The following is a 25046-nucleotide window of genomic DNA, read 5'->3' as shown; positions in this document are numbered from 1 at the left end:
ATTCCGCTGAGTGCGGCCGAGGCGGGTCTCGCAGTCTGCGCCATAGCGTGGTACGGATCCCCCATCGGGGTCGGTTGGTAGGCGAGCGAAGCCGCAGGCGACCGCGGCTCAACCGGGCCTCCTGGTCAGCCCGGCGGCCAGGCCCGAGCCGAACATCAGGCCCTCGAAGACGCTGATCGCGACCCGGGTCACCACCCCGGGCTCCTGCTCGCCGAGCAGGCGGGCGAGAGGCGCCAGGCCTACCTGCGAGCCGGGGAAGCTCTGCGCCATGAAGTCGAGGCTCATCGCACCGAGGAAGCGGCCGCTCCAGCCGAGCATCCCGGCGGCCAGGGCACAGGCGAGCCCCGTCAGGAGCGCGACGCGAACCCGGGAGAGCCCCTGCGGGGTGGCCATGCCGCCGTCCGCCGTCGGCGTGGCCACCCCGTAGCCCAGCCCGACCGCGCCGCCGAGAACGAGGCCCTCCAGCGCGCCGGTCAGCGGCGAGAGATCGCGGCCGAACAGACTTTCGAGCACGAGGCGTCCCAGGAAGTGAGCGGTCGCGCCGATCGCCAGGCCGCTCGACGCCCCGGCCACGGCGAGCGCCAGCCAGCGCCGCGCGCGAAAGGCGGCTTCCGCGGCGGCCAGACCGGCCCCGATCCCCGCCGCGGCGAGACCGCCGACCGCCGTGCCGAGCAGCGGCAGCATTGCCAGCACGCCATCGCCCGCCGTCGATCCGGGTCCGAAGCGGAGGACGAAGCCGCCGAGGAGACCGGCAATCGCCCCGGCGGCCGCTCCACCGGCGGCCGCGGCCAGCCACCTGCGCCCGGCCAGTCGGGCCGCGCGCCGGATACGAAGCAGGAACAGAATCTTCCCGGCCGCAAGCCACCCCGGGTGTCCGAGCAGCGGAACCGGTCCCGCACCGGGGACGTCCCAGCGGGTGTCGCGCAAGTAGGCGCGGGCCACGGCATGTCCCGCTCTACGGTCCAGCCGGTGGAGCGCTTTCGCCGTGCCCATCTGGTGCAGGATCTCGGCGGCCTGCCGCCGCCGGACATCCGCTGTCTCGGCGTCGCCGGCATCGTCCTCGAGCAACGTCTCGAGAGCCTGGTCGAAAGAGGCGTTCGCAGCGGGCTCCGCCGCGGCGGTCCGCACGTTTTCTGGCGGAGGAGCGGCTGGCGCCGGTTCCCGGGCGTTCGCGGTCAGCTCCATCGCCGCGGCCCGCATGGGCTCCGGCTGTCCCGCGTCCGGCTCTTCGACGACGTCGGTGCAGACGAAGCGGTACCCGTGCCGCTGCACCGTGCGGATGAAGGTCGGCTCGCGCGGATCGTCGCTCAGCGTGCGTCGGAGGATCCGGACCGCCTGGCTCAGGGCCCCGTCGGTGACCACGACGTCGCTCCAGACCGCGTCGAGGAGCTCGCGCCTGGACACTGCCTCGTTCCGCCGCTCGATAAGCAATACGAGTAGGTCGAAGCAGCGCGGGATGAGCGGCAGCTCCCTGCCGTCGCGGACGAGCGTCCTGCGGGCGGGGGAGAGGACGTGACCGGAGAACCGGTAGCGAGGCTTGCCGGAGGGCGGTCGCATCGACGGTCGGCAGTATAGGTTGTCTCGCGTACTGCAGTACGCTTGCCGCACGATGGCGTCCGGGGCCGGGAACAGCAGGCGCTTCTTCACCACGACCGGCCCCGTCAAGCCCGACCGGCACTACTGCATTCCACCGCTGGACCGGCTCGATCCGGAGCAGGTGCTCGCGCTCGTCGGGGACGAGAAGTACTTCGTGCTGCACGCGCCGCGGCAGACGGGGAAGAAATGCCATCCCGCCCGGAGCGTGGTCGCGGGATCTCAGAAACCGAGGACGAAACCAATGGCGATGCGCGCCATGTCGAGATGTGCGGCGGCGTCCGGCGCCATGAACACGGTCTCCATCCCTTCCAACGACGGCACGGCAAGACGCCGGTAGTCCGCCGTGACACGGAGGGCGATGCGGTCGTTGAGGTGCACGTCGATCCCGCCGCCGGCAGCCACCGCACGACCGGAGGCGAACGCCTCGTAGCAGCTCGTTCGGACGCCGCTCTGGCCGATCTCGGTTGCCGTTCCCGAGTACTCCGCACGGCCGGCCAGGCCGTGGACGAACACGGCGGTTCCGCGGAAGCGACGGCGGTAACGCACGCCGCCCAGGTAACTGCCGAAGCCCACATCGATCTCGGGGCACGCGGCCGGCTTCGACGGCCAGGGCCGCGCCGCGTCCACGAACTTCTGCGGCGCCCGTCCGGGCGTCGTCAGGCGGCCGCTCGCCCAACCGGTGGTCCCGGTCTCACCAACGAGCGCGAGAGAATCGCTGAGGTAGAGCCCCGCGGACAGAAAGAAGCCTTCGGTCGAGATCGCGCCCGGAAGACCCTTGAACACCTCGTAGCCAACGGACAGCTCGATACCCCACCTGTCGAAGTACGGACTTCGCTTCTCCTGGCTAGCCGGATCCCCACGCACCGGGAGTCCACCCGGCGGCTTCCCGGAACGCGTGGGAGTACTACGGAGCAGAGGGGTCGACCCCGACGGGATGGCCGTGGCGTCCTCCGGCGGGGGTTGCGCAGCGGCAGGCAGCCCACTCAGACTCAGGAGCGCGACGAGACCTCCGGCGACGATTCCGCGGTGGAAGATGGCGGCAACGCCCATCGCACCCCTCCCTCTCCGGTTTCTCCCGGCATCGGCGGCCGATCCGAGACGCCGAAAGGGGGAATTGCAGACGGGGTGCCAGGCGCGCCAAGAACACCAGAAGACCTTCTTCTTCAGCCGTTTACGAGAAGAGCAGGTTACCTGTCGCCACCGGCCGAAACGCTGAAGGGTGACATGCGACGCTGGATCGTAGTCATTTCGTGTACACCCAAGCCAGCGCGTTAGTCGCAGCGCAAGGCGGCGAGCGGGTCGACGCGTGCCGCGCGTCGCGCAGGGAGGTGGCCGGCGACGAGCGCGACCACCGCGAGGATGATCGGGACGGTCGCGAACGTGGCGGGATCCCCGGCGCACGCGCCGGTATCATCGACCGACGGGCCCGAAGTCGGGCGGCGGCCGGCGATGCCTCGTTGCCGCCTCGTAGGCCGACGCGACGCGCAGGACGCGCGGCTCGTCTCCGGGCCCCGCCCAGAACGAGATGCCGACGGGGAGTGGGGCGTCGAGCTCCGTGCGCCGGCTGCCCGTGACGTTGTCGTAGCCGTCCTGGTCCTCGTTCAGCGCGTACTCGGGGTCGTAGACGATTCGATTGAAGCCGGCTGGCACCGTGATCTCCGGAATGCCGAGGTTGGCGCTCGTGGGAAACCGGCCGGTCGGACGGTTTTCGACCGACGGCTCCCCGGCGTATCCGATTCGCACCGGCGGCACGGTGATCGTCGGGTTGACCAGCACATCGAGATCGTTCCTGTGCAGCACGTTGAGCAGGACGAGCCGCATGACGTCACGCATCTTCACGCGCCGGGTGATGCCCTCCGAGACGATGTTGCGGGCGTTCTCCCAGTTGCGCATCGCCACCGCGCGCCGCTCGCTGTAGTACTTCGAATTTGCGTTCAGGCTCGCCCAGTCGGTCACCCTGGAGTCCCCGCGGCGCATCAGGTACTGGGCCAGGTGAAAGCTGAGGCTCAAGGTGGGTGGCGAGCGGTTGATGCTGCGCAGGTTCAGGTCGGCCGACAGCGGCGCGACGCCCTCGGCCGCCCGCGCGAGATAGTCGCGGCTGGTCACGTCGTGCCCGGGCACGGCGAACCGGTACGCGCCGTCGGCGTCGCGGGCCTGGATGAGCTCCGGCATGTGGACGGGCAGGATCTCGGCTATCGCTCGCTGGAAGTCGTACGCCATGTTCGGGATCGACGGGTCGTCCGGATACTCCGGATCGGACGATTCGACGAGCTCCGCGCCGAGCTCGTCGCGCAGCACGCGCAGGATCTGTTCGTTGACGAGATCGCTCATCGCGGCGTCGTTGTCGGTGTGCTTGACCATGTACTCCCGGACCACGCCGATGCGCACGCCGGCGAGCGGCCTGGCGCCGGCGGTCTCCTCGTCGTCGACGACGAAGCTCGCGTAGGACGCCTCGGGGATCAGTGCGCGCGGGAGCGCGGCGTAGATGTCGCGCGGATCGTGGAAGCCGCGGCCGGGGTTCCTGAGCGCGTCGAGGACGAGGGCCGCGTCCTCGACCGTGCGGCAGTTGATGCCTCCCCGGTCGAGGTAGGGCTCCACGCCGGTCGACCCGCCGTAGGGCACGAGCCCCTTGGTCGTCACGAAGCCGACGACGCCGTTGCGCCAGGCCGGTTGCCGGCACGATCCGCCGGTCTCCTCGCAGATCGAGCAGGTGGCGAGGTTCGCGCCGACCGACACGGCCGACCCCGAGCTCGAGCCGCCGGGTTCGCGGGCGGTGTCGTAGACGTTGCACGACGGGCCGGCCCAACTGCTGCGCGAGACGCCCGCGCCGTACGTCCGCGAGCCGGCAACCGCGCCCCCCGGGTTCCCGCCGCCGGCGTTGTACTCGGAGAGGTTGGCCTTGGCATAGATGATGGCGCCCTTGGCGCGCAGCTCGGCGACGACCGTCGCGTCCCGCGGCGGCGCATCCATCGCGTAGCCGGTGTCGGCCCCGCTCGTCGACCGCATGTCGGTGGTGTCGAAGACGTCCTTGAACGAGATCGCGGCGCAGTACATCGGCATCCGCTCGAGGTCGGGATTCCTGCCGTACAGCGCGTCGAGCTCGGCTGCTCGCTCGAGCGCGTCCGGCTGTTGGCGGAACGCTTCGCACGCGGCGGGGCAATGCGCGGGCAGACTGCCGTCCGACGGGTGCGCATCGCACTCGGCTTGGCAGGTCACCGATCGTTCGCCGCGCAGGTTGAGCGTGCTCAGCGCGTTGAGCTGGCCCGCGTCCGGCATGCCGACGACCATGCCGTACTGCTGCTGGACGCTGGGGTCGGACCGCGTCGCCTCCATGCGGCCGAACTCGATCGGCAACCCCCGGTAGTCGTCGTAGTCGGGCAGAATCTCGCGCACGGGCACGGTGGTGGAGGGAAACTCTATCGGGACGCCGGCCCGGACTGCGCCCCGGCCCGGCGCAACCAGTCCACCGTCCGCGGTGACGAGCTGCGTGCAGATGCCGTTGTACGCCCTCGCCCGCTCGACATAGGCCTCCACCACCTGCACGCAGGTCGTCTCGCCCTGCCGGATCGCGCGCTGAATACCGCCGATGGAGGCTTCTTCAATCTGAAAGGCGCTCTGTGCGAACGCGGCGGTCACACCCATCGTCCACACGCATCCGAGCGCCGCGCTCACGGCGACCACTCGTCCAACGTCGTACCGGTGATCCGACAGCGTTGTCATCGTCTGCTCCTGCGCTCCGCCACGGCGGTCGCGCCGAATCCAAGCCGATACCAGAGCGGGCACAGCGCCAGGGCAATCACCAGCAGCCCGCCGATCCAGACGGGCGCCGACGGCAGCCACACCGGCGGCGGGCTGCCGACCAGCCAGCTCCCGATTCCCACCAGAGCGGCGAAGAGGGTGGCCGAGCAGAGCACCGTCGCGCCCAGGGCCCGTGCGAGGCGCCTGGGACCGAGGTCTTCCTCCTCGCCGAGCCCTGCCGCGATCGGACCCCAGAAGCCGACCGGCCGCACGCGCCGGTAGAACGCGGTCAGGCGCTCCCGGTCTTCGGGTCCCTTGATCCAGATCGCGACCAGCGCCGCAACTGTCGATGCCGTGGCCGCGAGCAGCAACCGCAGCGGCTGCTGGTCGTCACCGAGATAGGCGATGAGCAACGGCGCGACGGCCGAGGCGACGACCATGGCCGCGATCTCCGCCCACGCGTTCATCCGCCACCAGAGCCACCGCAGCACCAGCACCACGCCGAGCCCGGCGCCGAACAGAAGGTTGATCTGCCAGGCCTGGTTGATGGACGTCAACTGGCTCATCACCGCCATCGCGATCACCAGGGTCAGCACGCTCGCGGCGCGCGCCACCCAGACGAGCGAGCGGCCGCTCGGCTCCGTCTTCAGCCACGCCTGGCAGATGAACCGCTTGTAGATGTCGTTGGTCCAGTACGAGGCGCCCCAGTTCAGATGCGTGTCGACGGTCGAGGCGAGCGCCGCCAGCATGCCGGTCAGCATCAACCCGGTCACGCCGGGCGGCAGCAGCTCCGCCATCCCCCGGACATACGTCGCCTCCCGGTCGGCCTGCATCAGGCCGGGGGCGAGCCCCGGGTCGGGTGGGAACAGAACCAGCAGCCCGACGGCGAGCGGCAGCCAGAGCAGGCTGCGCAGCAGCACCTGAGCGAACGTGAAGACGACCGCGGCCGTCCTGGCGTCGCGATCGCTGCGACAGGCCATGGCGCGCTGGGCGAGATACCCGCTGCCGTCGGAAACGGAGTTGATGAGCCACAGCAGTCCCAGCAGCGAGAGCACCGACAGGGTGACGTCTTTCGCTCGTCCCGGCGTGAACGCCAGGATCTCGTCGGGCAGAATCCCCCCCGGTCCGCCGCCGGCGAACATCTCGTGCAGCTTCGCCTGCATCCCGCCGAGCCCGCCCGCCTCCGACACGACGATCGTCGTGAACGCCAGCGTGCCGACGGCCATGACGGTGATCTGGCCGATGTCGGTCGCGACGACGCTCCGCAGTCCACCGGTGGCCGAGTAGAGCGCCACGACCGTCAGGATCATGACGAGCGACAGCAGGTTGTTGGCGGTCTTGATCCAGACGTCGGGATCGGCGAGCCCGCCGATGGTCAGCGGCACGCCTACCGCGTCCACCAGGCCGACGACCGGTTGAAAGATCTCCCCGGGCAGCCATTCGTTCCACAGCAGGAACGGCTCGGCGATCTTGGCGGCGGCGAACAGCACCCAGGCGAGGGCGACGCAGTTGATGATGGTGCCGAAGTAGAGAGCCTTGACGCACCGCAACACGGCCGCCGGCCTGGCGCCGTAGCGCACCTCCGCCAGCTCGGCGTCGGTCACCACGCCGGCCCGGCGCCACGCGCCGGCCAGCACGAAGCCGAGCACCAGAAAGGTGACGCCGAAGATCCAGAGCTGCCACAGTCCGAAGATCCCGGCGGTGGCCACCAGACCCGTCACGAGCAAGGGCGTGTCGGCGGCAAACTGGGTGGCCGCCATGCTGAGCCCCGCCTTCCAGCCGGGCAGGGACCGGCCGGCGAGAAAGTACTCTTCGAGGTTCTTCGACGCCTGCCGGCGGTTCCGGAGGCCGACGCCGACGGCGTAGGCGATGAAGAGGATGACGATCAGCGCGTCGATCGAGCTCACGCGTCGATTCTGCCATGGGCTGGCCTGCGACGAAGGAGGCGTCCGACTGCGGGTTGACGCTTGACTCCCGGTCGAGGCCGGACCATCGTAGCTGTCGAGATGCGAAACGAGTTCACGGCGGTGTTCGAGCGTGACGGCGCATGGCACCTCGCCTACTGCCCGGAGATCCCCGGCGCCAACGGACAGGGACGAACCAAGGGTGAAGCGCGACGCAGCCTCCTGGCAGCCATCGCACTGATTCTCAACGACCGCCGCGAGGACGGCTTCTGCCGCTCCCGTCTCAAAAGCGGAACTGCCGGGTGAGCTTCACCACGAAGGCGCGGTTCTCCAGTATCGGGAAGCGGCGGCCGCGCATCTGGTTCATGAACGTGTCCCGCTGGTCGTTGTAGACGATGAACAGCTCGCTCCCCGGCTGGTACTCCCAGCGCAGGCGCACGTTCGTGCTCAGCACGTTGTTGGTCGAGTTGTACTGCAGCAGCGCGCTGGCGAACATGCGGGGCGTGAACGTGTAGGTGAGCCGCGTGGTGGCCACCCGGGCCGTGAACTGTCCCTGCGGCAGCGTGATCCGGTTGAACGAGATGCTCGGCTCCACCGCGAACTGGCGCGAGACCTCGATGCGGCCGCGCGAGTAGCCGACCGCGGTGATGTCGCCGTCGAAGAACTCGCCGTGCTGCAACACCAGGCCGCCCGCCAACCGGCGGTGCGGTCCCATGCGATAGGACACCTGGAAGTCCTGGAACTCGTAGCCGCCGACGGGGATGGTCACGTCGTCGGTAATGTGGAAGGGCCGGGCAAGGAACTCGTAGTCCCGCTGGATGTCCGCGCTCAGGCTGTCGCTGTTCTCGAAGGCGGTCCGAAAGCGCCCCTGGAGAATCCGGGTCTCGAGCTGCCCGGCGCCGTTCTCGATGTAGTCGACGCTGCCGCCCCAGGTGAACTGGCGAACCGCCGCGAGGCCGGCCGGTCGCGGACTGAACTGTCCGGAGACGAAGGTGCGCCGGAAGTCGTCGCGGCGCAGGAAACCCACCTCCGGGTTGAAGTTCCTGCCGACGAGGAGGTGATCGACGCGCAGGCCGTAGAGGTCGTCGTCGTAGGAGAACGCCGCCTGGTAGCTCTCGTTCCTTCCCTCGAGGCCAGGCGTGTTCGTGCGCGCGTAGTAGCCGTAGAGGTTGACGTCGTCGTAGAACGAAAAAGCCCCATCGACTCCATACGCCTGGTTGGCGCCATCGCCGGTCAGCGAGACCGACCGGTTGGTGAAGATCGCGCCGATCCGACTCCGCCGCAGAATGTCGCGCTTGACCCGGAGCACGCTGAAGTTGGTCGGCACCGCGCCGGCGCCCGGCGTGTCGTCGGTCTGAATGTTGATGGCCCCCACGCTGAAATCACCCACCTTGCCGGTCAGGCGTCCGCCGCCCAGAATCGGCACGGTGCGTCCCTGCTCGAGGCCGATCCGCCGGCTGAAGAAGATGGTGGGGGCGTCCCCGCTTCCAAAGAAGCCCGACGCGCCGACGCTCCGCCGCGCGGCCCCGCCGCCGCCGGCGCCGGGCGCCCGCGCGAAGTCGAAGATGCCCTGACTCTCCAGAAAGAACTCGCGCTTCTCCGGGAAGAACAGGCTGAACCGCGTCAGGTTGATCTGCTGCTCGTCCACCTCGACCTGCGCGAAATCGGTGTTCCAGGTGAAGTCCGCCGTCAGATTCTCGGTGAGTCCGTACTTGACGTCGCCGCCCGCCTGGCCGGCGCCGTCGTTCGAGATCGGGGGCACGATGGTCCGGTCGGTGGCGAGCGAGCCGATCACGTAGGGCTTGACCTCGAACGTGCGGTTGCCTGCCGGCACCTGCAGGCCGGTGAGGGTGCCCGCCGCCGACACGCGGAACTGTCCCGGCCCGGCAGAGATCGGCACCGCCGTGAGGTACGCCTCCTCGAAGCTCGACCGGATGTCCCGGCCCAACTGGATGCCCCACAGTTGCTCGGCCCCGGGCCGGAAGCGGAGCGACTTGAACGGGATCGCCATTTCGACGGTCCAGCCGCCGTCGAAGCGACCGGTGCGCACGTCCCAGACCGGATTCCAGTCGGGATTCGGGTCTCCTTCGTCGGTGATCTGCCGATCGCTGAACCCCCCGATGGGATTGACCCGGAAGGCGAAGCCGTTGCGGCGGTCGTAGAAGGTGTCGAACACGACGATGAATCCGTCGTTGTTGATGAGCTGAGACGAGTCTCGCTGCATCTCGTTCGCGATCCACTGCGACTCGGGAACCGACTCGTGGACGCGGGCGCCCACATAGATCGACTGATCGTCGAAGAAGATCCAGGCGTCGGTCGCCTCCGTTGCCGGCGCCCCCTCGTCGGGCGCCTGCTGGATGAAGTCGCCGAACGGCTCCACGCGGTCGTAGATCGGCTCGTCGAGCACGCCGTCGAGCCGCCAGGGTCCCTCGAGGCGCACGGCCCGGACCGTCGCCCTGCCGTTGGCGTCGCGGTTGATGGTGGCAGGCGGCACTGGTGCCGCCGGACCGTCGATCAGCGGGCCCGCGAATCCCGCTGGCGGGGATTGCGCCGGCGCCGTCAGTGGCAGGACCCAGAAGACGAGCGCGGCCGCGAGCCTCGCGGCGTGACCGGCGGCGGGGGCTCTCCCGTCGAGCTGTGGCGGCGACATGTCGTGGAGTTTACGGAGCCTTGCGACGGGTTTGGCGGCGCTGCCTGACGGTCACGGCTCAGAAGCGGAACTGCCGGGTGAGCTTCACCACGAAGGCGCGGTTCTCCAACATCGGGAAGCCGCCGCGGTTCCTGAGGTTCATGAAGGTGTCCCGCTGATCGTTGTAGACGACGAACAGTTCACTCCCCGGCTGGTACTCCCAGCGCAGGCGCACGTTCGTGCTGAGCACGTTGTTGGTCGAGTTGTACTGCAGCAGCGCGCTGGCGAACATGCGGGGCGTGAATCCGTAGGTGAGCCGCGTGGTGGCCACCCGGGCCGTGAAGTCCCCTTGCGGCATCGTGATCCGGTTCCACGAGATGCTGGGCTCGACCGCGAACTGCGGCGAGACCTCGATGAGGCCGCGCGAAAAGCCGACCGCGGTGATGTTGCCGGCGAAGAACTCGCCGTACTGGAACGAGGGGCCGCCGGCCACGCGCCGGTGCGGTCCCATGCTGTAGGACACCTGGAAGTCGGTGAACTCGTAGCCGCCGACGGGGATGGTCACGCCGTCGATGATCTCGAAGGGCCGGGGGAGGAACTCGTAGTCCTGCTGAATGTCCGCGCTCAGCCTGTCGCTGTTCTCGAAGCTGGTCTGAAAGCGGCCCGACAGGATGCGGGTCTCGAGTTGCCCGGCGCTGTTCTCGATGTAGTCGACGCTGCCGCCCCAGGTGAACTGCCGCACCGCCTCGATGCCTTCCGGCCGCGGGCTGAACTGCGCGTAGACGTAGCTGCGCCGGAAGTCCTCGCGGCGCATGAAACCGATCTCCGGGTTGAAGTTGCGGCCGACCTGCAGGTGATCGACGAGCAGTCCGTAGAGGTCGCCCTCGTAGGAGAATGCCGCCTGGTAGCTCTCGTTCCGTCCCTCGAGGCCCGGCGTGTTCGTCCGCGCGTAGTAGCCGTACATGTTGACGTTGTCGTAGAACGAGAACGACCCGTCGAGTCCGTAGGCCTGGTTCGCGCCGTCGCCTCTCGTCGAGACCGAGCGGTTGGTGAAGATGGCGCCGACGCGGCTCCGGCGGAGGATGTCGCGCTTGACGCGGAGCACGCTGAAGTTGGTCGGGAGGGCGTCGCTGGCCCGCGCATCGTCGGTCTGGATGTTGATGGCGCCCACGCTGAAGTCGCCCACCCTGCCGGTCAGTCGTCCGCCGCCGCGAATCGGCACGGTTCGTCCCCCCTGGTCCAGACCGATCCGCCGGCTGAAGAAGAGGGTCGGCGCGTCGCCGGGTGGGAACACGCCCGGCGGCGCGTTGAGGATTCCCCGCGCGGAGCCGCCGAAGCCGCCGAAGCCGGCCACCCGCCCGAAGTCGAAGATGCCCTGGCTCTCGAGGAAGAACTCGCGCTTCTCCGGGAAGAACAGGCTGAACCGCGTCAGGTTGATCTGCTGCTCGTCCACCTCGACCTGCGCGAAGTCGGTATTGAAGGTGAAGTCCGCCGTCAGGTTCTCGGTGAGGCCGTACTTGACGTCGACGCCGCCGTTCCCGTCACCGTCGTTCGAGATCGGGGGCACGGCGGTCCGGTCGGTGTTGAGCGAGCCGATCGCGTAGGGCTTGATCTCGAACGTGCGGCTGTCGGCCGGCACCTCCAGGCCCACCAGGGTGCCGGCGACCGACAGGCGGAACTGTCCCGGTCCGGCCGAGATCGGCACCGCCGTCAGATAGGCTTCCTCGAAGTTCGACCTGATGTCCCGGCCCAACTGGATGCCCCATACCTGGTTCGGGCCGGGCCGGAAGCGGAGCGACTGGAACGGAATTTCCATCTCCACCGTCCAGCCCCCGTCGAAGCGGCCCGTGCGCACGTCCCAGACGGGATTCCAGTCGGGATTCGGGTTGCCTTCGTCGGTGATCTGCTGATCCTGGAAGCCCCCGATGGGGTTGACCCGGAAGGTGAAGCCGTTGCGGCGGTCGTAGAACGTGTCGAACACGACGATGTAGCCGTCGTTGTTGATGATCCGGAACGAGTCGCGCTGCATCTCGTTGGCGACCCACTCCGACTCGGGGACCGACTCGTAGACGCGTGCCCCCACGTAGATCGACTCGTCGTCGAAGAGGATCCAGTTGTCGGTTCCCTCCGTGGCCGGGGCCCCCTCGTCGGGGGACTGCTGGATGAACCCGCCGAACGGCTCGACGCGAGCGTAGATCGGCTCGTCGAGCACGCCGTCGACCCGCAGGGGTTCATCCAGCCGGACGGCGCGCACCGTCGCCCCGCCGCTGGCGTCGCGGTTGATCGTGGCCGGCGGCACCGGGGCCGGCGGACCATCGATGAACGGGCCTGCGGGTTGAAACCCCGCCGGCGGGGGCGTGGTCTGGCGTGGTGGCTGCGAAGAGGGCAGGGTCTCCGCGCCGGCAGCAACAGCGGCACGCTCCGGGCCGGCGTTCTCCTGGGGGGCGGCGGCCAGCGGTGTCGCTCCCCCCAGCGCCAAGGCGCACACCACGAGCGCGCCTGCGAGCCTTGCGGTCTGCCTCGTGCGAGCCGCCTTTCCGTCGGGCTGATCCATCGACATGCAGTGGAGTTTACTCGCCCGTTGAATCGCGCAGGGCGCTTGCGCTAGCCTGTGGCATGGCAACGAGCGTGGCGGCAACGTCTCAGGAGGCGCTGAACGCTGTCCTCTCCGATGCCATGCCGTCCCAGGGCTCCTGGAGCGACGAGCACTACCTCTGGCTCACGGACCGCACACGCCGCCTGATCGAGTTCACCGACGGCCGCGTCGAAGTACTCCCCATGCCGACCGAGAGGCATCAGATCATCCTGCTCTTTCTCTACCGGCTGCTCTACGCCCACGTGCATGAATCGCCCCGCGACGGCGTCGTCGTGACCTCGGGATTGCGGATGCGGGTGCGCGAGGGGAAGTTCCGCGAGCCGGATCTGCTGCTGCTTCGCGACCGGTCCGATTTCCGTCGTCGAGACCGCTTCTGGCTGGGCGCGGACCTGGTGGTCGAGATCGTCAGTCCCGATGACCCTGCCCGCGATCTCGTCGTCAAGCGCGCCGACTACGCCGAGGCCGCCATACCCGAATACTGGATCGTCGATCCCCGCGCCGAAACCGTCACCGTGCTCGGCCTCACCGCCAATGCCTACTTCGAGCACGGTGTGTTCGCCCGCGGCGACGTGGCGACGTCGCCGCTGCTGGACGGCGTCGCCGTCGACGTGACAGCTCTGTTCGACGCCGAGGGATAGCCGCCATCCGTACTCGGCGACCACCGGGATCGGTCACCGCGCCGGCGCTCGACTTGACGGTCGTTCCCCGTCGGGAAGCTCAGTGCACCGTCGCTGCCGCGGCGTCGATGAACAGATCGAGCACCTCGCGCACGACGCCGTTGTTCGCGCGGGTCAGGTTGATCAGGCCGACCACGACCACGCGCGACTCGGGCTCCATCACCATCAGCGACGTGCCGCCGACCGAGCCGCCGGAGTGGGACAGCAGGCGCCGCCCGTCCTCGCGCGTCCGGATGAACCAGCCGAGGCCGTAGCCGACCCCTTCGCCGTCGCGGGTCTTCTGCTCGGTGAACAGCAGCTTCCGGGACGCCTCGGACAGGAAGTCGTCGTCGAGGTGGGCGTTGGCGAACGCCAGCACGTCCCCGGTCGTCGAGAGGAATCCGCCGCCGGCCCACTTGTAGCTGTTGTCTACCCACGGCGCGTTCACCACGCTGCCGGCGTCGTCGCGCACGTAGTAGCTCGTCCGCCCGGGGATGATGGGGACCACGAAGTCGGCGACCGTGTCGCGCAGGCCCAGGGGACGGAAGACCGCCTCGCGCATATAGTCGAGGAACGGCTTCTTCGCGGCGCCTTCGACCACGGCGCTGAGCAGGTTGAAGCCGTAGCTGGTGTAGGCGAACATCGTGCCCGGCTCATGCAGCAGCGGATCGTCGGCGAAGATGGTCAAGCCGTCGAGCACCGTCGGGTACGGGTCGCGGATGAAGTTCTCGTTGCCCCGGTAGTGCCGGATACCGGCCAGGTGGCCGCCGAGCTGCCGCGCCGAGATGGGGTGCGACTTCTCCGGGAACGAGGGGACGTACTCCTGGACCGGTGCGTCCGGATCCAGGCGGCCGTCCTCGACCAGCCTCGCCACCGCCGCCGCGGTCAGCGACTTCGAGATGCTGCCGACGCGGAACTTCACCGACGGCTGCATCGGCACCCGGTGCTCCAGGTTGGCGTAGCCGAAGCCCTCTGACCAGACGGTTTCGCCGTCGACCGCCACGGCGATAGCGATGCCGGGGTAGCCGCGGGCGGCCAGATCCGCACGCACCAGCGCGCGCGCCTCCTCGACCACTTCCGCGTAATGCAGCGGGGCGGGAGCCACCGAGGGGGCCGTGGCGGGAGCGCCCGCCGACTGGGCCGACGCGGTCGCGGCCGCCGTGCCGACAGCCAGCCCGGCCACGAGCAGGAGCCCGTGAAGGCGACGAGATCCCAACGCGGCCGGCAGCAGGAGCGCGTGGAAGCGGTAGGACTGCGTAACGACGGCTGGCGCCATGTCACGCGCTCGCGAGTGCTGTCGCGTCATCGTCTCGTCCCCTCGATGTCGGTGCGCACACTGAACACCGTCTTGCCGGCCGTCACGTACAGGGTCCGCAGATCCGGTCCGCCGAACGCCGCGTTCGTGATCGTGTCCTCCGGGATCGGGATGTGCCGGATCAGCTCGCCGGCCGGCGAGATGACGTGGACGCCGGCGACCGTGTCGAGCGTCTCGGTGGTCCCGCGCGGCCGGTTCAGCCCCGCGGCCACGTACAGGTTGCCCTGGCTGTCGATGGTCATGCCGTCCCCGCTCCGTCCCGGATAGAAGTCGTAGAGCACCCGCATGTTGCCGGCCGTTCCCTCCGGACTGAGGTCGAACGCGCGGACCATCCGCGGCCCGCCCTCGGCCCGATCGATCTCGATGACGTACAGCGTGGCGTCGTCGGGCGAGATCACGATGCCGTTGGGGCGCAGGACCTCGGGCTCGGTGAGGATGCGCTCGATCGATCCGTCCGGGTCGATGCGGTAGACGCTATGCACCCCGGTCTGTTCCGGCGTCGGGCTCGGGCCGGGCCGGTCGGTGAAGTAGATGCGGCCCTGGCCGTCGATGGTCAGGTCGTTGGGCCGATGCAGCTCCCGGCCCTCGTAGGCGTCGGCCAGCACCTCGATCTCGCCCGTCTCCATGTCGGTGCGGGTGACGCGGGGCAAGCCCGTCTCGCCGTCGCCCCCCTCGCAGGCCACCAGACGCCACTCGCTGTCGAAGATCAGGCCGTTGGCGTCGTTGCTCGGCTGGCGGAAGGTGGAAAGCTCACCGTCGGTCGACAGCCGCATGATGCGGTTGTTGCCCAGGTCCGTGAAGTACAGGGTGCCGTCCTCGGCCACCGTCGGACCCTCCGTGAAGGCCACCGTGGTCGCCACCGTCACCTCGGCGCCCGTCGCCCCGCCGCCCGCGGGCGCGGCGTCCGCCCCGCCGCCCTCCTCCAGCGCTCCGACGCTCTCCTCGAGCGCCGTGAGCCGGTCGATCACGGTTTCCTGCTGGCTCTCGAGCGATTCGAGCACCCGCAGCACGTGGGCGGTTCCCGTCACCTGCGGCTGGTCGTCGCCACACGCCGCCATCAGCAGCGGCAGCAGTATCGTCATCATCCAAACGGTGCGTCTCGTCATGGGGCTCTCCTCCGTTATTCATTCAGGGCCTGGAACGGCGTCTCGCGTTCTCTATCGGCCCGTTCGGTCATCTCGCCTGCGCTGCCGCCTTCCGCTCATCGGCCCGCGCACCGGCCAGGATGCCCTCCATCGAGTAGTTCCCTTCGTGGCAAGCGTACTCGTAGAGCGGCTCGTCGGTCCGCTGCAGCTCCACCAGCGCCGCCCACGGGCTCGTCCAAGTGGCCGGGTCCTCGATGGTGAACTCGTACTCGATGACGTCCGGGCCAACCCGCTTGAATCGTTCGACCAGGCGCGCGTTCGGGGTCGAGCCCCGCAGGCCGACGAGACGGTTGAAGTGCATCGTTTCGACGACCAGGGTGTCGCCCTCCCAGTGGCCGCGCGACTCGCCCACGAATTGCCGGATCGGTTGCTCGCCGCGGGGGCGTCCGTCCAGCGGGACGATGCGCACGGTATGGGTCATCTCGACGAGCATCGCGATGTGGTCGGGCGTCTGGAACACGTGCACGTTGTTGTTGTAGGCGCTCGGGACCATCGGCAGCCCGGTGGTGAACATGCACCGGTCGTTCAGGCCCCGATCCTCCCACGAATCGGCGGGGTGCTCGCGCCGGTAGGCGGCCCGTTCCTCGCGCCTGCGCTGGGCCTCGGCGGTCAACGGCGGCATGCGCCCGTTCGGCGGGTCCACGATGAGCGACGTGCGCCGCGAGTTCTGGGTCGTCGTTCCCCGGTCCAGCCAGAGGTCGTTGTAGGCGCCGAGCGCGCCGTCCTCTCCGCGGTCCACGCTGGCGCCCGCCCGCGTACGCCGGGCCGGCCGCAGCAGCAACTCCAGCTCGCGGTCGACGGTCGCCTGCTCGAGGCCTGCCGCTTCTTCCGCCGTCAGGAACTCCCGGCCCGCGTACTGCTCGGGCCGCTGCAGGGGTGTGATGGAGCGGAAATCCCAGATGCCGTGCAGGGCCGGGTCGCCCCAGCCGGTCCGGAGCGAAGCCTCCGCGGCATCCTGAGCCGCGGCAAACGCGGGCGTCAGCGCCATGATCGCAGCCACGATCGATACCGCCGCGAGACACCTTCGGCTCATCTCGTCCTCCTCGTGCGTACCCGTCTTCTGTAGACGCAGGCCCATGATGGCCTCCGACGGGTTCGGGCGCAAGCTCGACCGAGCCGCCGTTGATTGCGCGGAACGCATGCGCCGGGCGCTTGAGCTGTATGAAGTCGCTCCGTTGCGTTCTACAGCACAATCTCCTAGCCTGTGGTCATGGTGGTAGGCTCCCCGCGGTTTCGTGCGCAAAGTTTGGCGTTGGAATTGCACGTGCAACCGGTCATCGACATGAACCGCGAGCAGTTCCTGCGGTTCTGCCAACTGAATCGGGACGTGCGCATCGAGCGCAACGCGGAAGGGAGCATCGCGGTCATGGCGCCCACGGGCGGGGAAACGGGGGCGCGTAGCGGCCGCTTGTTCGCCGCCGTCTTTCGTTGGGCCGAGGACGACGGGAGCGGTGTGGCCTTCGATTCCTCGACCGGTTTCGAGCTTCCCAACGGCGCCGTGCGGTCGCCGGATGCGGCCTGGGTTGCGCGCGCCCGACTGGAGCGGCTTCCGGCCGAGGACAAGCAGGGATTCCTGCCGCTGTGTCCGGACTTCGTCATCGAATTGCTCTCGCCGTCGGATTCCCGCGCCGTGGTCCGGCGAAAGATGGAGGAATACCGGGACAACGGCGCCCGCCTGGGCTGGCTCGTCGATCCGGGTCGGCGGCAGGTCGCCATCTACCGCGCCGATGGCGTCGCGGAGCAGCGCACCGGATCGGGCGTCCTTACCGGCGAGTCCGTGCTACCGGGGTTCGTGCTCGACGTTGCAGCCATCTGGAAGGCGGGTTTCTGAGGCGGTCCGATCTGTCCGAATCCGGTTGAAGCGGTGACACCGCTGGGCATGCCTCGAATGAGGGTTTCGCGGGACAAGGCAATGAAGAAGGCGGGAGACAGCGGCGGGCCGGCGGTGGATGCGCCGCGAATGGACGATGGTCTCGTGGAGGACGGCGCGGGAAAGGGGGGCTCCGCCGCCCCGGTCGAGCGCGACCGCGACGTCATCCGCCGGCTCTTCGAGACCGGAGAGTACCCCTACGGAAAGAAGCTCGCCCGCAAGCCCTACGAGCGGGAGAAGGCGGCGCTGCAGGTCGAGCTGCTCAAGGTTCAGGACTGGGTGAAGGCCACGAACGGGAAGGTCGTCATCCTGTTCGAGGGCCGGGACGCCGCCGGCAAGGGCGGGACCATCAAGCGGTTCACCGAGCATCTCAATCCGCGCGGCGCCCGGGTGGTGGCGCTCGAAAAGCCCACCGAGAGCGAGCAGACCGAGTGGTTCTTTCAGCGCTACGTCCGCCACCTGCCGCACGGCGGCGAGATCGTGCTGTTCGACCGCTCGTGGTACAACCGCGCCGGCGTCGAGCGCGTGATGGGGTTCTGCGGTCCCAAGGACTACCTGGAGTTCATGCGCCAGGCGCCCGAGTTGGAGCGCATGCTCGTGCGCAGCGGGATCAGGCTGTTCAAGTACTGGTTCTCCGTCACCCGCGAGGAACAGCGGCGCCGGTTCGAGGCGCGAGAGAAGGACGTGCTGAAGCACTGGAAGCTGTCGCCGATCGATCGGCAGTCGTTCGACAAGTGGGATGAATACACCGCCGCCAAGGAGGCGATGTTCTTCTATACGGATACCGCCGACGCGCCGTGGACGATAGTGAAGTCCGACGACAAGAAGCGCGCGCGGCTGAACTGCATGCGGCACTTCCTGGCGGCGCTGCCCTATACGAACAAGGACGCCCGCGTCGTGGGCCGGGCCGACCCGCTGATCGTCGCCAGCGCCGACATGATCGGGGCCGCCGATCCCGCCGCCGGCAGGTAGGCCGCGCGGTGTTATGCTGCGCGCGCATGGACGAACGCACCGTCGGATTCATCGGGCTCGGCCGCATGGGTTCGGGCATGTCCCGGAACCTGCTGAAGGCGGGGGTTCCGCTCGTCGTCTGGGACGTGCTTCCGGAGGCGGCGCGATCGCTCTCCGAAGACGGCGCCTCCGTGGCCGCGGATCCGGCGGCGCTGGCCGCGAGCGCCGAGCTGATCTTTCTGTGCGTGCCGTCCGACAAGGAAGCGGGCGAGGTTCTGTTCGGCGAGCGTGGAGTAGCCCGGGGCGGAAAGACCCCGGCCGTCGTCGACACCACGACCATGAACCACCGGGCGGCGCGGCGGCTGGCCGAGCGGGCTCGGGACGCGGGGCTGTCCTACGCCGACTGTCCGGTCTCCGGGATGCCCCTGCGGGCCGAGCAGGGGACGCTGACCATGATGTTCGGCGGCAGCGACGATCTGTTCGCGCGGTCGAAGCCGTACCTCGACGTCATGGGGGAGTTCGTCGTCCACTGCGGCGACGTCGGCATGGGCCAGCTCATGAAGGCGGTCAACAACATCGTCTACGACGTCAACATCGCCGCGTTCTGCGAGGTCCTGCCCTTCGCCGTGAAAGCAGGACTGCAACCGGCCCAGGTTGCCGAGGTCCTCACCACGGGCAACTCCCGCAGCTTCGCCAGCGAGCACTTCGTGCCCCGCATCATGAAGCGCCGCTTCGACGGCGACTTCTCGCTGCGGGCCGCCTACAAGGACATCGTGAACATCCAGGAGGCGGCGTCGCATCTGGACGCCTCGCTGCCGCTCGTCGAGGCGATGGTGAAGGCCTACCGCGCGGCCATCGAGATGGGGTTCGGCGACGAGCCGAAGAGCGCGATGGTCAAGGTCTACGAGGAGCGGATGGGGCAGGAGGTCCGGATCGACCCCCGGTCCGCCTGAGGCTGCGGCACGGAAGCGGCCGGCGAGAAGGAAGGCGAACCATCGGGGTCCGGCGACCGGCGTGCGGTTGGCCTCGCATGGCGCGCCGCTGATGAAGAAACGTGGCTGATGAGCGGTCGGCGGCGGGTTTCTCCCATCGCCTCCTCGCCTGGTGGGACGTCCAAGGCCGCAAGAACCTCCCCTGGCAATACGAGCGCACGCCGTACCGGGTCTGGGTGGCGGAGATCATGCTGCAGCAGACCCAGGTGAGCACGGTCGTCCCCTACTTCGAACGGTTCCTTGCGCGGTTCCCGGACCTGGCGAGCCTGGCGCACGCCGATCTCGACGAGGTGCTGCACCTGTGGAGCGGCCTGGGGTACTACGCGCGGGCGCGCAATCTGCACCGGGCGGCCGGCGTCGTCGTGCGGGAGCACGGCGGGGTCTTTCCCCACGAACTGGAGCGAATCCAGCGGCTGCCGGGGATCGGCCGCTCCACCGCGGCGGCGATCGCCGCCCAGAGCCACGGCCGGCGGGCGGCGATCCTGGACGCCAACGTCAAGCGGGTGCTGGCGCGCCGGCACCGGGTCGCCGGGGCGGTGTCGTCGGCCGGAACCCTCGACGAGCTGTGGCGGCTGGCCGAATCCCACACGCCTGACGAACGCGTGGCGGACTACACCCAGGCCATCATGGATCTGGGCGCCACGGTGTGCCGCCGGACCCGGCCGCGTTGCGCCGATTGCCCCGTTCGCGCGGACTGCCAGGCGCATGCGGCGGGCAATCCCGAGGGCTACCCGGAGAAGCCGCCGCGCCGGAAGCGCCGTCTGGAGCGCAGCCGTTTCTTCGTGGTCGTCGATCCGGAGGGCGCCTGCCTGGTGGAGCGGCGGCCGCCGGACGGCATCTGGGGCGGCCTGTGGTCGCCGCCGGAGCGTGACGCCGGCGAGTCCGTGAGCCGGTTCCTCGAGCAGGCCGGCATCGCGGCGGACCTGGTGGATCAGGTCCAGCAGGCCGGCGTCTTCCGGCACGGGTTCACTCACTTCGACCTCGACGTCGAGCCGGTCTACGTACGTCTGCGGGCGCGGCCGGCGGCAGTGCGCGACGGCGTGGGACGCTGGATCGATCCGGCCGATCACCGGCTGGGCCTGTCGACCGTCGCGGCCCGGCTCGTCGGTGTGACCACGCTGTTCGATGCGCCGAAGACCGGCGCGTGATCCCGGACCCGCGGGCGTGAGGAGGCTTCCCGAGCGACACTTCGAACCGCGGTAAGAGCGTTGGCCGTTTCCAGCTTTCAGCGGCCGTCGTCGCCGACCAACTGCTGTGCTTCGGCGTGGCCCTGTGCGGCGGCCAGACGATACCAGCGCGCCGCCTCCACGAAATCCCGGGGCACGCCGCGGCCTTCCAGGTACATGACGCCCAGGTTGAACTGCGCCTGCACGTGACCCTGCTCGGCGGCGCGGCGATACCACCCGAGCGCTTCGGTGTCGTCCTGCGGCACGCCCCGACCGCGGTCGTGCATGAAGCCGAGGTTGACCTGCGCGAAGTCGTGCCCCTGCTCGGCCGCCCGCCGGAACCAGCGCACCGCCTCGGCGTCGTCCTGCGCCACCCCGAGGCCGTCCCGGTACATCTCGCCGAGGTTGTTCTGCGCGAAGCCGTTCTGCTGCTCGGCCGCCTGCCGGAACCAGCGGACCGCCTCCTCGTCGTCGCGCGCCACCCCGTGGCCGTTCCGGTACTGGGTGCCGAGGTTGTTCTGCGCGCGGGCGTTCCCCTGCTCGGCTGCCCGGCGGTGCCACGACGTCGCGACCGCATCGTTCCGCTCCACGCCGCGGCCGGTGCTGTAGAGGAAACCCAGGGCCGCCTGGCCGGGCGCGTGGCCCTGCTCGGCCGCGCGCCGGAACCACACCACCGCGGAACGGTAGTCCTGTTCCACGCCGCGACCGTTCTCGTACCGGGCGCCAAGCTCGACTTGCGCCCGTGCGTCTCCCTCCTGGGCGGCGAGACGAAGCTGGGCGATACCGAACTCGGCGATGTCGGCCGGCGCGACGTCAGGCCGCTGTACCGTATCGACGGCGGCCGCGCACTGGATGAGAGCGAGCGCCGACAGCGAAACGACGAGCAGGCTCGCGGGCCTCACGCTGTCGATCTCCTTCGTCTGGGCGACCGCCGGCGTTGCGGGCGCCGCGGCGCCGAGGGGTCGCCGTGGAAACCTGATTCTATTCCGGCGTCATGACCCGCCGGGCGGGATCCGCACGCGGGGAGGCGAGGTCCGGGCTCTGCGCGTCGTCGGCAGGCGCTGTCTCCGGTTGTCGACACGGGTCGGCGCGGGCGCGCGCGACTTGACTTGACCTGCCGCCGGGCGCATTCTCTGTCTCACACATCCCATCGAACGTCCAGGGAACAGATGTCCGGCGCGCGGACGTCCAAGGAGAGACGATGATGCTTTCGAGAATGCGCGGCGCGAACCGACACCCTGCCCGGCTGCTGGCCGCGGCCGCGTGCGCGGCGGTCCTGGTCCTGACCGGGGTCGGCCTGCAGGCGGAGGTGCCTGGAACGGCTACTCTGTCAGGGACGGTGACCGCTTCCGAGTCGTTCACGGCGGCGCAGGTCTACCTGCGCAACCTCGACCGGGACATGGTGTACATGGTCTACACCAACCAGGGGCGCTACCGGGCCGTCGCCCTGTTCCCGGGCGCCTACGAGGTGAGCGCCAGCACGAAGCACCTCGAGTCGGACGTTCAGACCCTGACGCTGGGCGCCGGCGACGCGGGGGAGATCGATCTGACGCTGGGCCCGCTCGAGGGCGACGCGCCCCCGCTCGTCATCCCCGCCGGCCGGACGGCGATGGAGAGCGGCCGGGCCGGGGCCTTCGAGTACGCGAGCTACGACGAGATTTACCCGCCGGGCCCCGGCAAGGAGGTCGCCGAGCAGGTCTGCATGGCGTGCCACGGCGAGAACTTCTTCCCCACGCGGCCGGGCACCGAGCGGCAATGGATGTCCTGGATCGACCACATGGTCGGCAGCACGCTCGGGGAGCAGGATCCCACGCGCTACGGGCAGGGGCTGCTGTCGTTCCGCGCGTCGATGTTCCGCTTCGGCCGGCAGGACCGCGACGACCTGCTCGCCTACGTCGTGAAGAACTTCGGGCCGGACAGCAAGCGCCGGCGCGTGGCCATCGAGCAGCAGACGCCGGTCGACGAGGAGGCCCTCGGCAAGGCGATGTACATCGAGTACTACCTCGCCAAGGACGGGCCGGACGAGGGCGTCAACGCCGAGCCGTGGGCGCGCGACCGGGTCGGGCGCTACGGGCAGGATCCGCGCTTCGACGCCGACGGCAACGTCTGGCTGGTGGACCGGGGCATCCCGCACCGGCTGGTCAAGCTCGATCCCCGCACCGGCGAGCAGTGGGAGTATCTGTATCCCGATCCGCGCAACGGCAACCACGAGATCCTCATCGATCCGACCGGCCTGATCTGGCTGCCCGAGCACCGCGGCCGCACCGGCGCGGCGGAGAAGCGGCTGCTGGGGTTCAACCCCGAGACGGAGGAGTTCGAGTACCAGATCCCGATGGATCCCGACGACGTGGTCCGCAACCCGACCAAGTTCCTGCAGTCGCTGGCGATGGACTCGAAGGGCAACATCTACATCGGGTGGATCATGGGCGGCGCCATCAGCAAGTGGGACCGGGCGACCGGCGAGGTGTCGGTGTTCCGCATCCCGACCCCGCATGCCATCCCCTACGGCGTCATCGCCGATCGCAACGACAACATCTGGATCGCGCTGTGGAGCGGCGGCAAGATCGTCAAGTTCGACACATCCAACAACTCGTGGACCGAGTTCACCGCGCCCACCTACCCCGGGCACACGCGGCGCCTGAACGTGGACTCGCAGAACAACATCTGGTGGGGCATCTACTCGGCCGGCAAGCGGGACGGCAAGCTGGTCAAGCTGGACCAGTCCACGGGCAAGATGACCGAGTGGTCGATCCCGCAGCAGAACGCGGAGCCGTACGACGTCGCCGCCGACCCGGAGGACAACATCTGGGCCCCCGACGTCGGCCAGCGGACGGACGGGGAGTACGGCGCCACGCTCTGGAAGTTCGATCCGCGCAGCGAGGAGTTCACGTTCTATCCGAAGCCGCAGCGGCACGCCGATTCGCCCAAGATTCAGATCACGCGGGACGGCGCCGTCTGGTACTCGCCGCGCGGCAGCCGTGAGGCGCCCGCCTTCGGCGTGCTGTATCCGGACATGGACAAGATCGACGACCTGGGGGCCTACTACACGTACGGACCGCCGGGGTATCCGTTCCCGGGGCCGTCCACCGAGACGAATTCCGGCGGACAGTAGCAGCGCGACCGCAGCGGTCGCGTTCGGCGACGATTGTCGAGCTGGCAGTGGGGAGAGCGTGACGCTCTCCCCACTTTTCTTGTGAGGCCGCGCCTTTGTGGCGTCGAGCCCTCGCACACCTGTCGGGATCGCGCTTCGTCCCGCGCCGTGGAGAACAGGAGCACCACATGTCGACGCTGTTGAATCGGTGTATCCGGACGATTCCGGTCGTTGTCGCCGTCCTGCTCGCTACGAGCGTGTCCGCTCCGGCGCAACAGGGCGCGCAGGACGGCGAGTGGCGGTACTACGGCGCGGATTCGGGCAGCACCAAGTACTCGGCGCTCGACCAGATCGACCGCGACAACGTGGCCGACCTCCAGATCGCGTGGCGCTGGCGGACGGACAACTTCGGCCCCCGCGTCGACTTCAACTACCAGGCGACGCCGCTGATGGTCGGCGGGGTGCTGTACACCTCCGCCGGCCAGCGGCGCAACGTCGCGGCCATCGACGGGGCCACGGGCGAGACGCTGTGGATGTATCGCCTCGACGAGGGCGAGCGGGGCGACGTCGCGCCCGTGCGGGCCAGCTCGGGCCGGGGCGTGTCGTACTGGACGGACGGGCAGGGCGACGAGCGGATCATCCATGTCACGAAGGGGTATCACCTCGTTGCGCTGGACGCCGCGACCGGATATCCGATTCCCACCTTCGGCGAGCAGGGCGTCGTCGATCTCTTCCAGGGCATCAACGACGGGACCGACCGCCCGCCCATCGAGCCCGGCCAGATCGGCCTGAACTCCCCGGCCCTCGTCGTCAACGACGTGATCGTGGTCGGGGCGGCGCTGCGCGCCACCGCGCCGTCGCCGGACTTTCCGGCCGGATTCGTCCGCGGGTTCGACGCGCGCACCGGCGAGCAGTTGTGGATCTTCCACACCATCCCGCAGCCGGGCGAGTTCGGCAACGACACCTGGGAGAACGACTCCTGGCGCTACAGCGGCAACACCGGGGTGTGGGCCCCGATGTCCGCCGATCACGAGCTCGGCTACGTATACGTTCCGGTCGAGACCCCCACGAACGACCTGTACGGCGGCCATCGGCCCGGCGACAACCTGTTCGCCGAGAGCCTGGTGTGTCTGGACGCGCGGACCGGCGAGCGGGTCTGGCACTACCAGCTTATCCATCACGGCATCTGGGACTATGACATTCCGACCCCGCCCACGCTGATCGACATCACCGTGGACGGCCGCGAGATCAAGGCGGTGGCGCAGATAACCAAGCAGGCGTTCACGTACGTGTTCGACCGGGTCACCGGCGAGCCGGTCTGGCCGATTGAAGAACGCCCGGTACCCGCATCGACCGTGCCTGGCGAGCAGGCCGCACCGACGCAGCCGTTTCCCACC

At 69.2% G+C, this 25046-nt stretch carries 19 protein-coding genes; 9 read left to right on the top strand and 10 right to left on the bottom strand.

Features of this window, described 5'->3' with window-relative positions:
• Positions 1-108: 108 nt before the first annotated feature.
• Positions 109-1557, bottom strand: coding sequence for a transcriptional regulator (locus F4X11_03665; protein ID MYN64113.1), 1449 nt, complete (start codon positions 1555-1557; stop codon positions 109-111).
• A 19-nt stretch (positions 1558-1576) separates the two neighbouring features.
• On the opposite strand from F4X11_03665, the gene F4X11_03660 reads away from it, so the two are divergent.
• Positions 1577-1933: a hypothetical protein gene (locus F4X11_03660; protein ID MYN64112.1), complete on the top strand. Its 357-nt coding sequence runs from the start codon at positions 1577-1579 to the stop codon at positions 1931-1933.
• On the opposite strand, the gene F4X11_03655 is transcribed toward F4X11_03660, so the two are convergent.
• From F4X11_03655 to F4X11_03645, 3 genes are all read right to left on the bottom strand, one after another.
• Entirely contained in the window at positions 1816-2460 is a 645-nt protein-coding gene (locus F4X11_03655) for a hypothetical protein (GenBank protein MYN64111.1), read from the bottom strand. The two genes, F4X11_03660 and F4X11_03655, sit on opposite strands and share 118 nt — an antisense overlap.
• 546 nt (positions 2461-3006) lie before the next feature.
• The gene (locus F4X11_03650; GenBank protein MYN64110.1) at positions 3007-5238 is read right to left on the bottom strand and encodes an amidase; all 2232 of its coding nucleotides are present in this window, start codon (positions 5236-5238) and stop codon (positions 3007-3009) included.
• A gap of 74 nt (positions 5239-5312) precedes the next feature.
• Positions 5313-7241: a Na+:solute symporter gene (locus F4X11_03645; GenBank protein MYN64109.1), complete on the bottom strand. Its 1929-nt coding sequence runs from the start codon at positions 7239-7241 to the stop codon at positions 5313-5315.
• Between the two features lie 99 nt (positions 7242-7340).
• Here F4X11_03645 and F4X11_03640 point away from each other — a divergent pair, with 99 nt between their 5' ends.
• Positions 7341-7544: a type II toxin-antitoxin system HicB family antitoxin gene (locus F4X11_03640; GenBank protein ID MYN64108.1), complete on the top strand. Its 204-nt coding sequence runs from the start codon at positions 7341-7343 to the stop codon at positions 7542-7544.
• Here F4X11_03640 and F4X11_03635 read toward each other — a convergent pair.
• Together F4X11_03635 and F4X11_03630 are read right to left on the bottom strand one after the other, a co-directional pair.
• Positions 7522-9888 (bottom strand): carbohydrate binding family 9 domain-containing protein, encoded by a 2367-nt coding sequence (locus F4X11_03635; GenBank protein ID MYN64107.1) that lies wholly within the window; start codon positions 9886-9888, stop codon positions 7522-7524. The two genes, F4X11_03640 and F4X11_03635, sit on opposite strands and share 23 nt — an antisense overlap.
• A 58-nt stretch (positions 9889-9946) precedes the next feature.
• Positions 9947-12427: a carbohydrate binding family 9 domain-containing protein gene (locus tag F4X11_03630; protein ID MYN64106.1), complete on the bottom strand. Its 2481-nt coding sequence runs from the start codon at positions 12425-12427 to the stop codon at positions 9947-9949.
• Between the two features lie 56 nt (positions 12428-12483).
• Between F4X11_03630 and F4X11_03625 the strand changes: the two genes are divergently transcribed.
• Positions 12484-13101 carry a Uma2 family endonuclease gene (locus tag F4X11_03625; protein ID MYN64105.1) on the top strand — a complete coding sequence of 206 codons (618 nt, stop codon included), beginning with the start codon at positions 12484-12486 and terminating at the stop codon, positions 13099-13101.
• 79 nt (positions 13102-13180) lie between these two features.
• On the opposite strand, the gene F4X11_03620 is transcribed toward F4X11_03625, so the two are convergent.
• From F4X11_03620 to F4X11_03610, 3 genes are all read right to left on the bottom strand, one after another.
• A complete protein-coding gene (locus F4X11_03620; protein ID MYN64104.1) occupies positions 13181-14425 on the bottom strand; it encodes a beta-lactamase family protein in 1245 nt (414 codons plus the stop codon).
• The gene (locus tag F4X11_03615; GenBank protein ID MYN64103.1) at positions 14422-15540 is read right to left on the bottom strand and encodes an SMP-30/gluconolactonase/LRE family protein; all 1119 of its coding nucleotides are present in this window, start codon (positions 15538-15540) and stop codon (positions 14422-14424) included. Before F4X11_03615 ends, F4X11_03620 begins: the two co-directional genes overlap by 4 nt.
• A 67-nt stretch (positions 15541-15607) precedes the next feature.
• Positions 15608-16612 (bottom strand): hypothetical protein, encoded by a 1005-nt coding sequence (locus F4X11_03610; GenBank protein ID MYN64102.1) that lies wholly within the window; start codon positions 16610-16612, stop codon positions 15608-15610.
• 249 nt (positions 16613-16861) lie between these two features.
• Between F4X11_03610 and F4X11_03605 the strand changes: the two genes are divergently transcribed.
• From F4X11_03605 to mutY, 4 genes are all read left to right on the top strand, one after another.
• Positions 16862-17410: a Uma2 family endonuclease gene (locus tag F4X11_03605; GenBank protein ID MYN64101.1), complete on the top strand. Its 549-nt coding sequence runs from the start codon at positions 16862-16864 to the stop codon at positions 17408-17410.
• Between the two features lie 48 nt (positions 17411-17458).
• Complete coding sequence (gene ppk2, locus F4X11_03600; protein ID MYN64100.1) at positions 17459-18421, top strand: polyphosphate kinase 2; 963 nt, start codon at positions 17459-17461, stop codon at positions 18419-18421.
• Positions 18422-18447: 26 nt separating this feature from the next.
• Complete coding sequence (locus F4X11_03595; GenBank protein MYN64099.1) at positions 18448-19353, top strand: NAD(P)-dependent oxidoreductase; 906 nt, start codon at positions 18448-18450, stop codon at positions 19351-19353.
• A gap of 101 nt (positions 19354-19454) precedes the next feature.
• Entirely contained in the window at positions 19455-20540 is a 1086-nt protein-coding gene (gene mutY / locus F4X11_03590; GenBank protein MYN64098.1) for an A/G-specific adenine glycosylase, read from the top strand.
• A gap of 77 nt (positions 20541-20617) precedes the next feature.
• Here the strand turns inward: mutY and F4X11_03585 are convergent, their stop codons facing one another.
• Entirely contained in the window at positions 20618-21538 is a 921-nt protein-coding gene (locus tag F4X11_03585; GenBank protein ID MYN64097.1) for a sel1 repeat family protein, read from the bottom strand.
• Positions 21539-21759: 221 nt separating this feature from the next.
• On the opposite strand from F4X11_03585, the gene F4X11_03580 reads away from it, so the two are divergent.
• Both F4X11_03580 and F4X11_03575 read left to right on the top strand, forming a co-directional pair.
• Positions 21760-23670 carry a hypothetical protein gene (locus tag F4X11_03580; GenBank protein MYN64096.1) on the top strand — a complete coding sequence of 637 codons (1911 nt, stop codon included), beginning with the start codon at positions 21760-21762 and terminating at the stop codon, positions 23668-23670.
• 167 nt (positions 23671-23837) lie between these two features.
• The coding region (locus F4X11_03575; protein MYN64095.1) for a PQQ-binding-like beta-propeller repeat protein at positions 23838-25046 on the top strand (1209 nt) is incomplete at its 3' end.

The sequence above is a fragment of the Acidobacteriota bacterium genome, assembly GCA_009861545.1.
GTDB lineage: Bacteria > Acidobacteriota > Vicinamibacteria > Vicinamibacterales > UBA8438 > WTFV01.
Note: the sequence above shows the minus strand (reverse complement) of the source record. Positions and strands in the feature narration are given on the sequence as shown.

What these genes read in the sequence shown, in the direction of transcription:
- F4X11_03665 (MYN64113.1), bottom strand. Translation starts at nt 1,557, where the DNA reads ATGCGACCGCCCTCCGGCAAGCCTCGCTACCGGTTCTCCGGTCACGTC.
- F4X11_03650 (MYN64110.1), bottom strand. Translation starts at nt 5,238, where the DNA reads ATGGGTGTGACCGCCGCGTTCGCACAGAGCGCCTTTCAGATTGAAGAA.
- F4X11_03640 (MYN64108.1), top strand. Translation starts at nt 7,341, where the DNA reads ATGCGAAACGAGTTCACGGCGGTGTTCGAGCGTGACGGCGCATGGCAC.
- F4X11_03635 (MYN64107.1), bottom strand. Translation starts at nt 9,888, where the DNA reads ATGTCGCCGCCACAGCTCGACGGGAGAGCCCCCGCCGCCGGTCACGCC.
- F4X11_03630 (MYN64106.1), bottom strand. Translation starts at nt 12,427, where the DNA reads ATGTCGATGGATCAGCCCGACGGAAAGGCGGCTCGCACGAGGCAGACC.
- F4X11_03625 (MYN64105.1), top strand. Translation starts at nt 12,484, where the DNA reads ATGGCAACGAGCGTGGCGGCAACGTCTCAGGAGGCGCTGAACGCTGTC.
- F4X11_03620 (MYN64104.1), bottom strand. Translation starts at nt 14,425, where the DNA reads ATGACGCGACAGCACTCGCGAGCGCGTGACATGGCGCCAGCCGTCGTT.
- F4X11_03615 (MYN64103.1), bottom strand. Translation starts at nt 15,540, where the DNA reads ATGACGAGACGCACCGTTTGGATGATGACGATACTGCTGCCGCTGCTG.
- F4X11_03610 (MYN64102.1), bottom strand. Translation starts at nt 16,612, where the DNA reads ATGAGCCGAAGGTGTCTCGCGGCGGTATCGATCGTGGCTGCGATCATG.
- F4X11_03605 (MYN64101.1), top strand. Translation starts at nt 16,862, where the DNA reads ATGAACCGCGAGCAGTTCCTGCGGTTCTGCCAACTGAATCGGGACGTG.
- ppk2 (MYN64100.1), top strand. Translation starts at nt 17,459, where the DNA reads ATGCCTCGAATGAGGGTTTCGCGGGACAAGGCAATGAAGAAGGCGGGA.
- F4X11_03595 (MYN64099.1), top strand. Translation starts at nt 18,448, where the DNA reads ATGGACGAACGCACCGTCGGATTCATCGGGCTCGGCCGCATGGGTTCG.
- F4X11_03580 (MYN64096.1), top strand. Translation starts at nt 21,760, where the DNA reads ATGATGCTTTCGAGAATGCGCGGCGCGAACCGACACCCTGCCCGGCTG.